Raw genomic sequence first — 13,084 nt, 5'->3', positions numbered from 1 at the left:
AGAAACGTTTCTAAAATCTAGTATTTCACACTGCATTGTGCGGGGTTCAAGTTTATCTGTGAAAGATCTTTCGAGAATACCTAAGAATTAAAGTATTGACACAAGAGAAGGGATGTGTTTCATGACAAAGAACAATACACAAATCAATTCACTACAGTATTCGGGCGATTGGCGAAGTCTGCGGGGGCCGCTTTCTATTCGGATGACCAATGATTATCTGTTTCGGGCTTTGCTTCAGAGAAATAAAAAGGTTTTGAAGGCGCTGATCTGTTCCCTGCTTCATCTGGAAATGCAGGTACTCAACGAAGGAAACTGGGTGGAGCGTTCTCTTTGCTATCTCTGCAGAGAATTTGACAATCTGAGCAGAGGAGAAGATTATGGAGAGGTCAGACCGGTTGTGCACATTGGTATTCTGGATTTCACACTTTTTGAGGATGCTCCGGAGTTTTATGCTACATATTGGATGATGAATGAGAAAAGTTATCGTAAATATAGTGACAAACTTCGATTGTCTGTGCTAGACTTAAACTGTATCAAAGAGGCAACAGAAGAGGACCGGAGATATAAGATAGATTACTGGGCGGGACTCTTCAAATCCACTACGTGGGAGGAAATCAAAATGTATGCAGAGTCCGATGAATATTTACAGGAAGCGGCAGACACAGTTTATAAATTGACGCAGGAAGAGAAGATCCGTCAGCAGTGCGAAGCCAGAGAAGATTATTATCGGCGGACAGCCGGACGGGAGCGGTTACTGCGGGAGACACAGGAGCTTGTGAGAGAGAAGCAGAGTCAGCTAGACGAGAAGCAGAGTCAGTTAGAGGAGAAGCAGAGTCAGTTAGAGGAGAAGCAGAGCCAATTGGATGAGAAGCAGAGTCAGTTAGACGAGAAACAGAAGCAGTTAAACGAACAGCAAGCCATGTTGGATCGGCAAAGCAATACTATAGAGAGAGGAATCCGTATACTTATTTGTTCCGGTAAGACATATGGAGAGTCCCGGGGGACAGTAGCTCAGAAGCTGGAAGAAGGGTACGGGCTGTCCCCGGAACAGGCAGAGGCGTATGTAGAAAAATATTGGGGAGAAGAGTAGGAAAAGCGGGTCATTAAGATAAAGATTTACAATGATTTAAGAAAGTCTTAATGTACATTTTAAAAGGACTGTGCTATATTATGGGAGATAACAGGAAAATTTAAATAATTAAAAGGGTGGTATTTATTATGAAAAAAAGAAGAATTTTACCGCTTTTGATGGCAGCAGTCTTGATGGCAGCAAGCATTCCTATGGCAGCCGGAGCGACTGAGTCAACCGAGGCGGTTCAGACAACAGAGGAAAATCCGGAAGCCGGAGCAGTAGAAGGCGGTACGGAAAGCGGAACAGTTACAGATGAAAATGTTACCGGTGAGGGCAGCGAAACCGAAACGGAAACAACTCCATCGGAAGAAGGTAATCAGGAAGGTACTGTTACAGAGAATACCGGAGAGACAACCGATAAACCGGAAGTCATTGAACCGGAGCAGGTAGAGAGCGACAATGTAGTAACTCTTGGAGAGAACCTGAATGAAGAGCAGAGAGCAGCGATGTATAAATATTTTGGAACATCTGCAGATAAGGTGAGAACGATTATTGTAACTCACGCAGATGAAGTGAAGTACATGGAAGGCATTGCAACTGCTGAACAGATCGGGGCAACAACCAATAGCTGTGCATATGTGGAGCCGACCAAATCCGGTGGAATTAAGGTAAAGACAGCGAACCTGAATTTTGTTACCAGCGCGATGATCGCAAGTACGCTTACAACAGCCGGAATGGAGAACTGTAATGTAATTGCAGCATGTCCGTTCGAGGTATCTGGAACCGGAGCACTGACCGGAATTATGATGGCGTATGAGACTGCAAGTGGAGAGAATCTGGACGAAGGAAAGAAAGAAGCAGCAATTGAAGAGCTGATCACAACCGGAAATCTGGCAGATACACTGGGACAGGAGAAGGCAACAGAAGTGATGAACGAGGTGAAGACCGAAATCATCGACAAGGGGCTGACTGACCCGGAAGAAATCGGATCTGCAGTAGATAAGATCGCAGAGGACAATGGTGTTACACTTACAGAGGAGCAGAGAGCCCAGGTTGTAAGTCTGATGGAGAAGATTTCCCAGTTTGATTATGATATCAGTGCATTGAAGAATACGCTGGACAGCCTGAATGGAAAGATAAGCGGACTTGCAAATGCATGGAATTCTGTGAAGAGTTTCTTCTTTGGTTCCGGAGATGGAATCCTTAGTGAGACCAATGACGAAGCACTTGGCGGAGATGTTATTACAGACAGTACGGTAAGTGAGAGCGGATATAAGGATGGTCTTCTGACACGAATTATAAATTTCTTCACCAAAGGTGATGAGTAGAACAGGATAGAAAACGGATAAGGGGGCTGCTGCACTTAGTGTGGCAGCTCTTTGCTCTATAGGAAACTGCGAAAGAAAAGAGAAAAGAAAAGAGGAAAGAAATGCGTTTACTACTAGCAGAGGACGAAAAAGCATTATCAAAAGCACTTACAGCAATTTTGGAACGGAATCATTATTCGGTGGATACGGTTTTTGACGGACAAGAGGCATTGGAGTACCTGGAGGCGGATAATTACGATTGTGTGATCCTGGATATTATGATGCCAAAGATAGATGGAATTACGGTGTTGAAAGAAATCCGAAAAAAAGGGAATCTGATTCCGGTGCTGATGCTGACAGCAAAATCAGAAGTGGATGATAAAGTGATGGGGTTGGATGCCGGGGCAAATGATTATTTGACGAAGCCTTTTCATACTAAGGAACTCCTGGCAAGAATCCGCGCCATAACCCGGACACAGATGGCTCAGGCAGATTCGAAGATTCAATTTGGAAATGTTTCTCTGGATCGGGCAACGTTTGAACTCTCTACACCAACAGGTAGTTTCCAGTTGGCAAATAAGGAGTTTCAGATGTTGGAGCTTATGATGAGCAACCCTCATAACCTGATTTCCGGCGAAAGGTTTCTGGAAAAAATATGGGGATATGACAGTGACGCAGAACTGAATGTGGTCTGGGTATATATTTCTTATCTGAGAAAGAAATTGACAGCGCTCCATGCCAATATCCAGATTAAGGCGACGAGAAATGCAGGATATTCGTTAGAAAAAATATAATGGAATGGTGAGTAAAATGATCGGGAAATTGCGCAGAAAATTAATAATTGCATCGATGGTGTCGCTGCTTCTGGTGTTGCTTATAATTGAGGGGATTGTAGGAGTTCTGAATTACCGAAAGATTGTGGAGGATGCGGACAGGATCCTGAATATTCTGGAGCAGAATGATGGAAAATTTCCGGAAATGGCTCACACAGAGCCGGAAGAAGAAATAGCCGGAGAACCGGGAGAACCCCCGGAGGGAAAACTGCGGGAAGGGAGGCTGGATGATAAAAACGGTATGGGCAGAATGTCTGCGGAAATGCCGTATGAATCCAGATTTTTCTCTGTTGTACTGGATGAAAATGGTGAAGTAGTAACTGCTGATACAGGTAAAATTGCGTCTGTGGATACTTCTGCTGCGATGGAATATGCTAAGAGTGTGTGGAAAACCGGTAAGAAACAGGGATTTATGGAGGATTACCGGTATCGCGTTTGTGAAGCAGAGAGTGATTCGGAAGTGCGAATCATTTTTCTGGACAGAGGAAGAGAATTATCCAATTTTAACAATTTAATTATGACAGGAGTCGGAGTGACAGCTCTCGGACTGAGTGCAGTGTTTGTACTGATGGTATTTCTGTCGGCATATATCACGAAACCCTTTGTGGAGAATTATGAGAAACAGAAGCGGTTTATTACAGATGCGGGACATGAACTGAAGACTCCACTGACGATTATCGATGCGGATGCGGAAGTACTGGAGATGGATCTGGGAGAGAATGAGTGGCTGAGTGATATTCAGACTCAGAGTAAACGTCTGGCAGGGCTGACAAATGATCTGATCCTTCTTTCCCGCATGGAAGAGAGCAGGAAAGAAACGGCCATGGTGGATTTCCCGTTTTCCGATATGGTAGAGGAGACTGTGAATACATTTCATTCTCTGGCAAAAACACAGGATAAAATGCTGGTGAGCGAGATTGAGCCGATGATTTCCATGTGCGGTGATGAGAAAGCACTAAATCGTCTTGTGACGATTCTTTTGGATAATGCAGTTAAATATTCAGATGAGGGAGGCCGAATTGTGGTTCGTCTGGAAAAAGAGAAAAAGAGGATTCGCCTGTCTGTCTGCAATACGACAGAATTGATTTCCAGGGAACAACTAAAGTATTTGTTTGACAGATTCTACCGCACAGACAGTTCGCGGAACTCTCAGACCGGCGGATACGGGCTGGGACTCTCCATCGCAGCTGCGACGGTAGAGGCGCACAAAGGAAAAATTGCTGCATCCACGGAAGATGAAAAATCTCTGATGATTACAGTGACTCTTCCGGCAAAGTAAAGTTCAAGACTCGCTCGCGAGTCTTGGCGCGGAATTCGGGTCTGCATAGCAGACATGTTTCTAATCCGAATTCCTGCGCATCCTCGCGGAGCGTATATCAGATGGGGGATTGAAACCCGCCACTGATACATAATTGTTGCTCACCGCCTACAGAGGCGGGAGTCATCCCTCATCTGATATAGGATTGTTGACGGGTAATGCCTCGGGTGGATTTATTTTCACCCGGGGTATTTTTTTGCCTTTAAAGTTCATTTAAGGTAGAAACGTTATAGTGATATCTGTAAAAAAGAAATCAAAGGAGTAAACAATATGGCATATCAGATGACTTTTAAGCGATATGAACTGAAGTACCTGATGGACCGGCAGCAGAAAGAAAATATTTTGCAAAGCATGGAAGAACATATGAAGCTGGACCGGTATGGAAGGACGACGATACGGAACATTTATTTTGACACAGATACATACCGGCTGATCCGCCGCTCGCTGGAAAAACCGGCTTACAAAGAAAAACTGCGAGTGAGAAGCTACTGTCAGGCAGAAGGATCAGATTCGGTGTTTGTGGAATTGAAGAAGAAATACAAGCATGTGGTGTATAAGCGCAGGCTGGTGTGTCCGGAGGCAGAAGTGATGGAATGTTTCTGTAATGGAAAGCCCCTTCCGGATGATTCGCAGATTGGCAGGGAAATCCGGTATTTCTGGGAATATTATCAGACTCTTCATCCGGTCGTTTTTTTATCTTATGAAAGAGAAGCCTACTATGCGCTTGACGGAAGTGATTTTCGGGTGACCTTTGATGAAAATATTTTATACCGGGAAAATGACCTGTCTCTCGGAAGTGCCATTTACGGAACTTCCATTCTGGAAGAAGGGCAGACTTTGATGGAGATAAAGACATCCGGCGGGATTCCGTTATGGATGAGTGAGGCGCTGACCGGAAACCATTTATACAGGACTTCATTTTCAAAATATGGTACAGCTTATCAGCAGATGCAGGCAGCAGAAAGAGAAAAAGCACAGGGAGGAATTCAATATGCCTAATACAATATTTCGGGGAATTTTTGATACAGATATGACAAGCGTGATTTCGTTACCCGATTTTCTGATTTGTGTGGGGAGTGCGCTGATAATCGGCATGATTCTGGCAGCAAGTTATATGTGGGGCACACGCTATACGAAGAGTTTTGTGGCAACATTGGCAATGCTGCCGGCAATCGTCTGCGTGGTGATTATGATGGTCAATGGAAATGTAGGAGCTGGTGTAGCTGTGGCGGGAGCCTTCAGCCTGGTCCGTTTCCGTTCTGTTCCCGGCTCTGCAAAAGAAATCGGTGCAATCTTTCTTGCCATGGGAACAGGACTTGTGGTAGGAATGGGCTACATCGGATATGCGTTTCTGGTAGCTGTGATCCTGGGAGGAATGACATTTTTGTACAACCGCCTGGATTTGGGTGCGGGAAAAAGCATGGCACTTTACAAAACATTACATATTACTATTCCGGAAGATTTGGATTATACGGGAGTATTTGACGAAATATTTAACAAATATACTGACGAGTGTGAACTGGTTCAGGTGAAGACAACCAACATGGGAAGTCTGTTTCGATTGACCTATCATTTAAAAATGAAAAAGGGAAATGAGGAAAAGGGTTTAATCGATGAGCTTCGATGCCGAAATGGAAATCTGGAGATAACAGTATCCAGACAGGAAAATGTGGTCGGAGAGCTGTAAGAAACAATGCACAGCAAGTGCGGTGAGATGGATTTAAATCAGAATGGAAGGTGAAGAATATGAAATGGAAAGAAATAGCAGTATTTTTATTGACAGGAATCCTGCTTTTAACAGGATGTGGTTTGGGAAATACGGGGACTTCTGGGGAAGGCACAGGAGAAAATACAACGACCGCAGCGAAAACCACGACTCAAACTACGACGGAAACAGCGACCGGAGAGTTGTCAAATGGGATAGATACATCAGACATGTTTACGGACAGGGATAAAGAAATCGGTTATGACGAGGAAAACAGTGCGGTCATTACCCTTTCAGACGGTAAAAGCGCCTGTGATTCAGACGCTGTTCAGATTGATGAAAATACAGTGACGATTTCTGATGAAGGAACCTATATTCTTTCCGGTAAACTGACGAACGGGATGATTATTGTGGACGCGGAAGATACGGATAAAATACAGCTTGTACTGGACGGCGTAACGATTTCAAACGCGGAATCGGCGTCAATCTATGTACGTTCGGCGGATAAAGTATTTATTACAACAGCATCCGGCTCCGAAAATATGCTGAAAAACGGTGGAACCTATACTGCAATTGATGATAATAATATTGATGCAGTAATATTTTCCAAAGATGACCTGACATTAAACGGAGCCGGTACACTGACAATCCATGCAGAGGCAGGACACGGAATCGTGTCTAAAGATGACCTGGTGTTGACAAGTGGAACTTATGAAATTACAGCCGAGAAACATGGTCTTTCCGGAAAGGACAGTGTGAGGATTGCAGATGGAACTTATAACATTACATCCGGTAAGGATGGACTTCACGCATCGAATACAGATGAGACCAGTCTGGGGTTTATTTACATTGCAGGAGGTAACTTTGAAATTACCGCAGCGGACGACGGAATGCATGCGGATTCTGCACTGATGATTGAAGGTGGAACAATCCATGTGGCGGAGAGCTATGAAGGGTTGGAAGGCCTGAGCATTGATATTGCAGGGGGAGACATTGATGTGACTTCAAGTGATGATGGCCTCAATGCGGCAGGAGGAAATGACAGCAGTGGATTTGAAGGCGGCGGAGGAGATATTTTTGCCGTAGAAGAAGGCGCGTATATTCATATTTCAGGCGGCAAACTGCACGTGAATGCTTCCGGGGATGGAATAGATTCCAATGGAACCCTGACCATATCAGGAGGAGAGACTTATGTGTCCGGTCCGACTAACGGAGCAAACGGTTCGCTGGATTATAATGGAGAAGGTGTAATAAGCGGAGGCATTTTTGTGGCAGCAGGCTCTTCGGGTATGGCGCAGAATTTCAGCAGTTCTTCCACCCAGGGAGCAATGATGGTAACTGTAGATGTGCAGACGGCGGGAAGTACGATTTCCCTTTCGGACAGCAGCGGAAAGGAACTGGTATCATGGGTAGCAGATAAAGAATATGCCTCCGTGATTGTAAGCTGTCCGGAAATCACAGAAGGAGACACATATACATTGACAGCCGGCAGCAGCACGCAGGAGATTACCATGGACACTCTTGTATACGGCAGCGGCGGCATGGGCGGACAGAGAGGCGGCGGAGCGCCGGGACAGGATAGATCAATGAAAGGCGGAGAAGTACCGGGGCAGAGAGGCCCGATGGAGAATAGAGAAGCACCCGAACAAAATGGGCCGATGTAAAATAACAGTCCAGCAGAGAAATGAGATAGGCTCTGTTGGACTGTTTCTTTTCTTTTTATCAAATCCTTTTTATTTTTTAAGGACTGCGACCAGTCTGTCGGCTGCTTTCTGAATATTTTCACGGCTGGTTGCAAGATTGACACGGATAAATCCATCATATGGTTTTCCACCGAACCAGGAGCCATAGTCTACAGCCAGACCACATGCATCCTGAATGGTGCGTTCCATTTCTTCAGGTTGTATGTAATTGCTGAGATCTATCCACATCAGATAGGTGCCTTCCAAATCTGAGATCCATGCTTTGGGCAGATGTTTCTCCAAAGTTCTCCGCATAAGTTGATAATTTTCCTCAATAATCTCCAATACTCCATCCAGCCATTCCCGTCCGTTTTCATAAGCGCTTTGGACCGCAATGTAGCCAAATGCATTTCCGTCACCGGCACAAAGCTTTGTTGTATACTCATTGTACATCGTCCGCAATTTCTCGTTTGGGATAATCAGGATAGAATTCTGACAGCCTGCAAGATTAAATGTCTTCGTTGCGGCTGTGAGCGTAATCAGGATGTCATCATACTCTCCCGTGGTGGCTGCTGTTATTTGCTGGTATCCTTTCATGATAAGATCCTGATGTATTTCATTAGCAATCACATAAACTTGATGCCTTTTGCAAATGTCAAGCACGGTTCTAATCTCCTCTTTTGTCCATACCCTGCCGACAGGATTGTGAGGAGAGCAGAAAATGAAAAGCTTGACCTTATGCGTTATTATTTTCTGTTCAAAATCTTCAAAATCAATTACATATTTGTGATCTGTGCGAATTAAAGGGCTTTCCACAAGTGTCCGGTTATTGTTGACGACTGCATTGTGAAATGGATAGTAAACAGGCGGCATGATAATCACACTGTCCTGTTCTTTGGTGAGGATGTTTATTAGCCAGTTGAATGCTGGTACAACACCTGGTGCAAAACGAATCCATTCTGGTTTTACCTGATAATGGTGATAAGCCTCTTCCCACCTGATAAATGCATCTTTATAAGTTTTGGGAGGCTGATAATAGCCAAATACCCCAAAATCAACGTACTGATTCAGAGCTTCTTTAACACATGCAGGTGCCTCAAAGTCCATATCAGCTACCCAAAGTGGAAGTAAATCCTCTTTCCCGAATTTTTTTTTGCATCCATCCCATTTTACAGAATTTGTATACATTCTTTCTTTATATGTGGCTTTCTCCATTTTAATCCTCCAGTCTCCTTCGTTTTTCCATTTTTCAGAATGGAAATTACAGCTTCTTGGATTTCTCGGCAGCCTTGTTGATACAGTCAATAACAGCGCCTCTCATGCCGCCCCGTTCCAGTGCCTCGCAGCCTTCAATAGTGGTTCCGCCCGGAGATGTTACCATATCCTTCAGTGCACCTGGATGAATACCCTGCTCAAGAATCATCTTTGCGGTTCCCAGACAGGTCTGTGCTGCAAGACGATATGCGGTAGAACGTGGAAGTCCCTGTTTCACGCCGCCGTCAGCCATTGCCTCAATAAACATGGCAACAAAGGCAGGACCGCCGCCATTGAGCGCACATGCGGCATCAATCAGGTGCTCAGGTATCATCTCAATAATGCCGATAGCTCCGTAAATTGCCTTGGCAATTTCCAGTTCTTCCGCTGTAAAGTCATTATCAGAGCAGATGGCAAAAGCGCCCTCGAATACCATAGCCGGTGTGTTAGGAAGAAGACGCAGAATGCGTGGGATTCCGTCAATCATATTGTGCAGGCGTTCCACGGTGACTCCTGCAACGATAGACATCATAGCTTTGCCATCCAATGCCTTCTTGCACTGTGCCAGCGCTTCAGCAGCATTCTGTGGTTTTACGGCCAGAAGAATGATATCGCTTTTTGCGCAGACATCCTCATCATCTTCTGCCAGATTCACGCCCCAGCCTTTCGCTTTATCCATCATAGCCGGGTTAATGTCGTAGACGTAGACATTCTCCTTGGCAAGAACGCCGCTTTCCAGTGCGCCGTAGAGAATGGCGCCGCCCATGTTTCCACATCCGATAATACCAATTTTCTTTGTAATCATGTAAAATACCTCCTTTTGTTGGGGACGTAGGAAAGTGCACTTTCCTACGTCCCCAATTAACATTTGTGGTGTACCTTTTTTACGTTTGTGGTGTCCCCAAATGAAATTCCCATGTTTCTCGTAAATATTCTGGTTTTGAAAGCAATAATTTTGTGCCTTCTGCCATGCAACGTGCCGCATACATCATACCTTTTTGCCCAATACTCATTCCGGCCTGTTTTGCAGCGGCCCAGTGGTGCAGAGGAGTACCTTTGCACATGGTGGCTGCACTTATGGTGATGGTAGGAACCGTATGGCTGACTTCGGATACATCTGTGCCGATGGAGATCGGAACAGGTTCCGGTTCCAACGGTGCCAGTCCGCTAAAATATATACCATTATTTGAGAGCCCGGCTTCCTTTGTGATTTCTGCAGCGAAATCAAGTTCCTCCTGTGTATATTCCGGAGTGGGGATATGGGTCATGGCCTCATAATAAACTTCTGCCAGCACCCGGTTTACCTTCATTTCCTTGCAGCTGCCCAGAAGTTCAATTTCCACGGTGGTACCCGTCATAAGGGCGGCACCTCTGGCGCAGTCATCGATCCGTTCGCTTGCATCCTCAGTGCGGGAGCGCTTACTGGAGCGGATAAAATAGTTCGTCTTGGCGTAGTCGGGCACGACATTTGCCGGTCGACCGTTGTCAATGTAGGCGTAATGCATGCGCACATCTCCCGGAACGTGTTCCCGCAGATAATTAACTCCAATATTCATAAGCTCTGCGGCGTCCAGAGCGCTGCGTCCTTCTTCCGGTGATTTGGAAGCGTGGGCGCTGACGCCGTGGAATATGTAATTTTTAATATCCTGTGATTGCCAGATATCGTTGCTGACCCGGTTGGTGTCGAATGGATGCCAGGTAACAGCAACGTCCAGGTCATCAAAAACATGCTGGTCGTTCATGACGATTTTCCCGGACATGATTTCTTCTGCCGGACAGCCGTATACGCGGATGGTACAGGCTTTGGTGCCGCCGGTCTCCATATCGGACTTAAGGGCGCAGGTAGCCCCGACGACAGCGGTTCCGAGAAGATTGTGCCCACAGGCATGCCCGAGCTTTGCAAGGGCGTCATATTCAGCAAGAAAACCGATGACCGGTTTTCCGTTTCCCCAACTTGCGGTAAATGCTGTCTCGATGCCGGCAGTATTCCATTCAATCTGGAATCCCTCTTTTTCCAGAAAATCCGCCAGGCATTTGGAAGACATTTTTTCCTGATAAGCAAGTTCGGGATGGTTGAAAATAAAGTCGGCGGTCTGGATCATCTGAGGTTCATGCCCGGTAAGCCAGTCTGCAATCCGGGTTGAATCAAAATTGTTCATGGTCAATCGCTCCTAACACATCCAGATATTCCTGACCGAATTTTTCTGCATATTCAGCCAGCGCCTGTTCCACAGCCTTCTCTCCGATGCTTCCCAGCTCCGTTTTCAGAGTGTTTCCAACGGTGAAGAGAAGGTGGGCGGTATGGAAATTAAAATCCTTCATACAGGATGTCCCCAGTTCTTTCTTCTTTGCAGCCAGTGTTTTAGTATCGTCTTCACTTAGCGGGTGTCCCCAGTCGAATTCGCAACGGGTTCCGCCCCAGCTTAAAGAGGTGGTAGTAGGAGTGCAGACAAAATCTGGGCGAAATCCCTGGTAAACGGCATTATCAACATTCACACAATAATATTTACCATATTCCGTTAAATTGTGTTTTTTCCATGCGTCGCACCAGGCACATTTCGCAATATAGGTCTGAAGGGTCGGCTCCGTGCGCAGAGTTCCGAAATCCATCTGTCCGTCAAAATCCGGTTTCCATTCCCCGTAAGCCTGGTTGGTCAACGTGTTGAGTTCGTCGCCATGGGCAAGAGCGTTGGCAGCCATACGTGCGCCGCGTTCATTTCCATATAATGTCATTCCTTTTAAAATGGCTTCTTTCCCGGCGTCGCCGGCCAGTGTGATGGCATATTTGGACAAAAGTGCAAACATGATGGCGTGATGTTCAATTTTACAGGTAACAGTTTCATTTGCCATAATAAAACTCCTTTCCAAAAGTAGTTGCTCTTATTATACGCCTGTTTCGCGGAAGGTGGGAAATTATTTTGCATAAAAAATATTTTTATTGCATATCTTAAAAATAGTTCCGTTTATTCCGAAACGGAGTGGAATATCAGAAAACAGGAGGCCGGTGCATGAGAAAATATATTTCAAAAAAGGATATACCCTATCTTATCGTCACGTTGGTTCTGGGAACACTTAGTCATTTCCTGTATGAGTATTCAGGAGAAAATCCGTTTACGGCTTTAATTTCTCCGGTAAATGAATCGGTGTGGGAGCATTTGAAGCTGGTGTTTTTTCCGATTTTCCTGGTGACAGCAATGGAATACTCCATACATAGGCCAAATAAATCAGCGCTGTGGGGCTCTAGGCTGGCCGGGGCGTGGGCGGGAATGGCTGTGATAGTCCTCCTGTTTTATGGGTATACGGCAGTTTTGGGCAGGGAAGTACTGGTCATAGATATTCTTCTGTTTGTAATCGGAGTATTTGTCGCCTTTTTTGTGTCAGAGAGACTGAGGCATTGTTTTAGAAAGGTGGATGCAGTTTATATTTTTCTGGGCTGGCTGGGAAGCATTCTGCTATTTTTTATATTCACGGCATTTCCTCCGGAAGTTTTCCTGTTTACACTACCGGAAAATAAATAGCATAAACCGCTGATTTGTGGGGAAAATACAGAAATATGAAAAAAATTAAAAAAATATAAAAAAAGGGTTGCATTTTCGTAAAACATCACATATAATAACTCTTGTGTTGTTGAGGAAACAACTTACAACTTAATAAATGCGCGATTAGCTCAGTTGGTAGAGCACCTGACTCTTAATCAGGGTGTCCAGGGTTCGAACCCCTGATCGCGCACTTAGGAATCACTGTTTTTGGCGACATGAGAGCGTCGGGGGCGGTGATTTTTATTTTGTAAAAACCCAGTGTTTTCAAGGAATTTCGACTTTTGATTACACTGCTTTAATTTTTAGATTAACTCCACCATCAATAGGAAGACACATTTTTGTCCTAAAACAGTTGCATATTTTTAAAATAATTA

12 protein-coding genes and 1 tRNA gene are annotated in these 13,084 nt (G+C 45.0%); 9 read left to right on the top strand and 4 right to left on the bottom strand.

Annotated elements, in window-relative coordinates:
• The first annotated feature begins 121 nt into the window (after positions 1 to 121).
• From ACQRCC_RS08830 to ACQRCC_RS08800, 7 genes are all read left to right on the top strand, one after another.
• On the top strand, positions 122 to 1,090 hold the full coding sequence (locus ACQRCC_RS08830) for an Rpn family recombination-promoting nuclease/putative transposase (RefSeq protein WP_427850450.1): 969 nt from the start codon (positions 122 to 124) through the stop codon (positions 1,088 to 1,090).
• A gap of 128 nt (positions 1,091 to 1,218) precedes the next feature.
• A complete protein-coding gene (locus ACQRCC_RS08825) occupies positions 1,219 to 2,400 on the top strand; it encodes a DUF1002 domain-containing protein (RefSeq protein WP_427850449.1) in 1,182 nt (393 codons plus the stop codon).
• A 101-nt stretch (positions 2,401 to 2,501) separates the two neighbouring features.
• Complete coding sequence (locus ACQRCC_RS08820; RefSeq protein ID WP_427850448.1) at positions 2,502 to 3,173, top strand: response regulator transcription factor; 672 nt, start codon at positions 2,502 to 2,504, stop codon at positions 3,171 to 3,173.
• Positions 3,174 to 3,189: 16 nt separating this feature from the next.
• Positions 3,190 to 4,491, top strand: coding sequence for a sensor histidine kinase (locus ACQRCC_RS08815; protein WP_427850447.1), 1,302 nt, complete (start codon positions 3,190 to 3,192; stop codon positions 4,489 to 4,491).
• A 309-nt stretch (positions 4,492 to 4,800) separates the two neighbouring features.
• A complete protein-coding gene (locus tag ACQRCC_RS08810; RefSeq protein WP_427850446.1) occupies positions 4,801 to 5,529 on the top strand; it encodes a polyphosphate polymerase domain-containing protein in 729 nt (242 codons plus the stop codon).
• Positions 5,522 to 6,217 carry a DUF4956 domain-containing protein gene (locus ACQRCC_RS08805; RefSeq protein WP_427850445.1) on the top strand — a complete coding sequence of 232 codons (696 nt, stop codon included), beginning with the start codon at positions 5,522 to 5,524 and terminating at the stop codon, positions 6,215 to 6,217. Before ACQRCC_RS08810 ends, ACQRCC_RS08805 begins: the two co-directional genes overlap by 8 nt.
• 59 nt (positions 6,218 to 6,276) lie before the next feature.
• Positions 6,277 to 7,899 carry a carbohydrate-binding domain-containing protein gene (locus ACQRCC_RS08800; RefSeq protein ID WP_427850444.1) on the top strand — a complete coding sequence of 541 codons (1,623 nt, stop codon included), beginning with the start codon at positions 6,277 to 6,279 and terminating at the stop codon, positions 7,897 to 7,899.
• A 69-nt stretch (positions 7,900 to 7,968) separates the two neighbouring features.
• Here the strand turns inward: ACQRCC_RS08800 and ACQRCC_RS08795 are convergent, their stop codons facing one another.
• The 4 genes from ACQRCC_RS08795 to ACQRCC_RS08780 all read right to left on the bottom strand — a co-directional run bounded on the left by ACQRCC_RS08795 (position 7,969) and on the right by ACQRCC_RS08780 (position 12,021).
• The gene (locus ACQRCC_RS08795) at positions 7,969 to 9,132 is read right to left on the bottom strand and encodes a MalY/PatB family protein (RefSeq protein WP_427850443.1); all 1,164 of its coding nucleotides are present in this window, start codon (positions 9,130 to 9,132) and stop codon (positions 7,969 to 7,971) included.
• 46 nt (positions 9,133 to 9,178) lie between these two features.
• Entirely contained in the window at positions 9,179 to 9,976 is a 798-nt protein-coding gene (gene proC / locus ACQRCC_RS08790; RefSeq protein WP_427850442.1) for a pyrroline-5-carboxylate reductase, read from the bottom strand.
• Positions 9,977 to 10,055: 79 nt separating this feature from the next.
• Positions 10,056 to 11,330, bottom strand: coding sequence for an amidohydrolase (locus ACQRCC_RS08785; RefSeq protein ID WP_427850441.1), 1,275 nt, complete (start codon positions 11,328 to 11,330; stop codon positions 10,056 to 10,058).
• On the bottom strand, positions 11,317 to 12,021 hold the full coding sequence (locus tag ACQRCC_RS08780) for an L-2-amino-thiazoline-4-carboxylic acid hydrolase (RefSeq protein WP_427850440.1): 705 nt from the start codon (positions 12,019 to 12,021) through the stop codon (positions 11,317 to 11,319). Before ACQRCC_RS08780 ends, ACQRCC_RS08785 begins: the two co-directional genes overlap by 14 nt.
• Positions 12,022 to 12,179: 158 nt before the next feature.
• On the opposite strand from ACQRCC_RS08780, the gene ACQRCC_RS08775 reads away from it, so the two are divergent.
• Both ACQRCC_RS08775 and ACQRCC_RS08770 read left to right on the top strand, forming a co-directional pair.
• A complete protein-coding gene (locus tag ACQRCC_RS08775; RefSeq protein WP_427850439.1) occupies positions 12,180 to 12,689 on the top strand; it encodes a DUF6512 family protein in 510 nt (169 codons plus the stop codon).
• Positions 12,690 to 12,827: 138 nt separating this feature from the next.
• Positions 12,828 to 12,900: transfer RNA gene (locus ACQRCC_RS08770), tRNA-Lys, on the top strand.
• Positions 12,901 to 13,084 lie beyond the last annotated feature (184 nt).

The organism is Sporofaciens sp. SGI.106 (assembly GCF_050314255.1).
In the GTDB taxonomy this organism is placed as follows: Bacteria; Bacillota; Clostridia; order Lachnospirales; family Lachnospiraceae; genus Claveliimonas.
Note: the sequence above shows the minus strand (reverse complement) of the source record. Positions and strands in the feature narration are given on the sequence as shown.

What these genes read in the sequence shown, in the direction of transcription:
- ACQRCC_RS08830 (WP_427850450.1), top strand. Translation starts at nt 122, where the DNA reads ATGACAAAGAACAATACACAAATCAATTCACTACAGTATTCGGGCGAT.
- ACQRCC_RS08825 (WP_427850449.1), top strand. Translation starts at nt 1,219, where the DNA reads ATGAAAAAAAGAAGAATTTTACCGCTTTTGATGGCAGCAGTCTTGATG.
- ACQRCC_RS08820 (WP_427850448.1), top strand. Translation starts at nt 2,502, where the DNA reads ATGCGTTTACTACTAGCAGAGGACGAAAAAGCATTATCAAAAGCACTT.
- ACQRCC_RS08815 (WP_427850447.1), top strand. Translation starts at nt 3,190, where the DNA reads ATGATCGGGAAATTGCGCAGAAAATTAATAATTGCATCGATGGTGTCG.
- ACQRCC_RS08810 (WP_427850446.1), top strand. Translation starts at nt 4,801, where the DNA reads ATGGCATATCAGATGACTTTTAAGCGATATGAACTGAAGTACCTGATG.
- ACQRCC_RS08805 (WP_427850445.1), top strand. Translation starts at nt 5,522, where the DNA reads ATGCCTAATACAATATTTCGGGGAATTTTTGATACAGATATGACAAGC.
- ACQRCC_RS08800 (WP_427850444.1), top strand. Translation starts at nt 6,277, where the DNA reads ATGAAATGGAAAGAAATAGCAGTATTTTTATTGACAGGAATCCTGCTT.
- ACQRCC_RS08795 (WP_427850443.1), bottom strand. Translation starts at nt 9,132, where the DNA reads ATGGAGAAAGCCACATATAAAGAAAGAATGTATACAAATTCTGTAAAA.
- proC (WP_427850442.1), bottom strand. Translation starts at nt 9,976, where the DNA reads ATGATTACAAAGAAAATTGGTATTATCGGATGTGGAAACATGGGCGGC.
- ACQRCC_RS08785 (WP_427850441.1), bottom strand. Translation starts at nt 11,330, where the DNA reads ATGAACAATTTTGATTCAACCCGGATTGCAGACTGGCTTACCGGGCAT.
- ACQRCC_RS08780 (WP_427850440.1), bottom strand. Translation starts at nt 12,021, where the DNA reads ATGGCAAATGAAACTGTTACCTGTAAAATTGAACATCACGCCATCATG.
- ACQRCC_RS08775 (WP_427850439.1), top strand. Translation starts at nt 12,180, where the DNA reads ATGAGAAAATATATTTCAAAAAAGGATATACCCTATCTTATCGTCACG.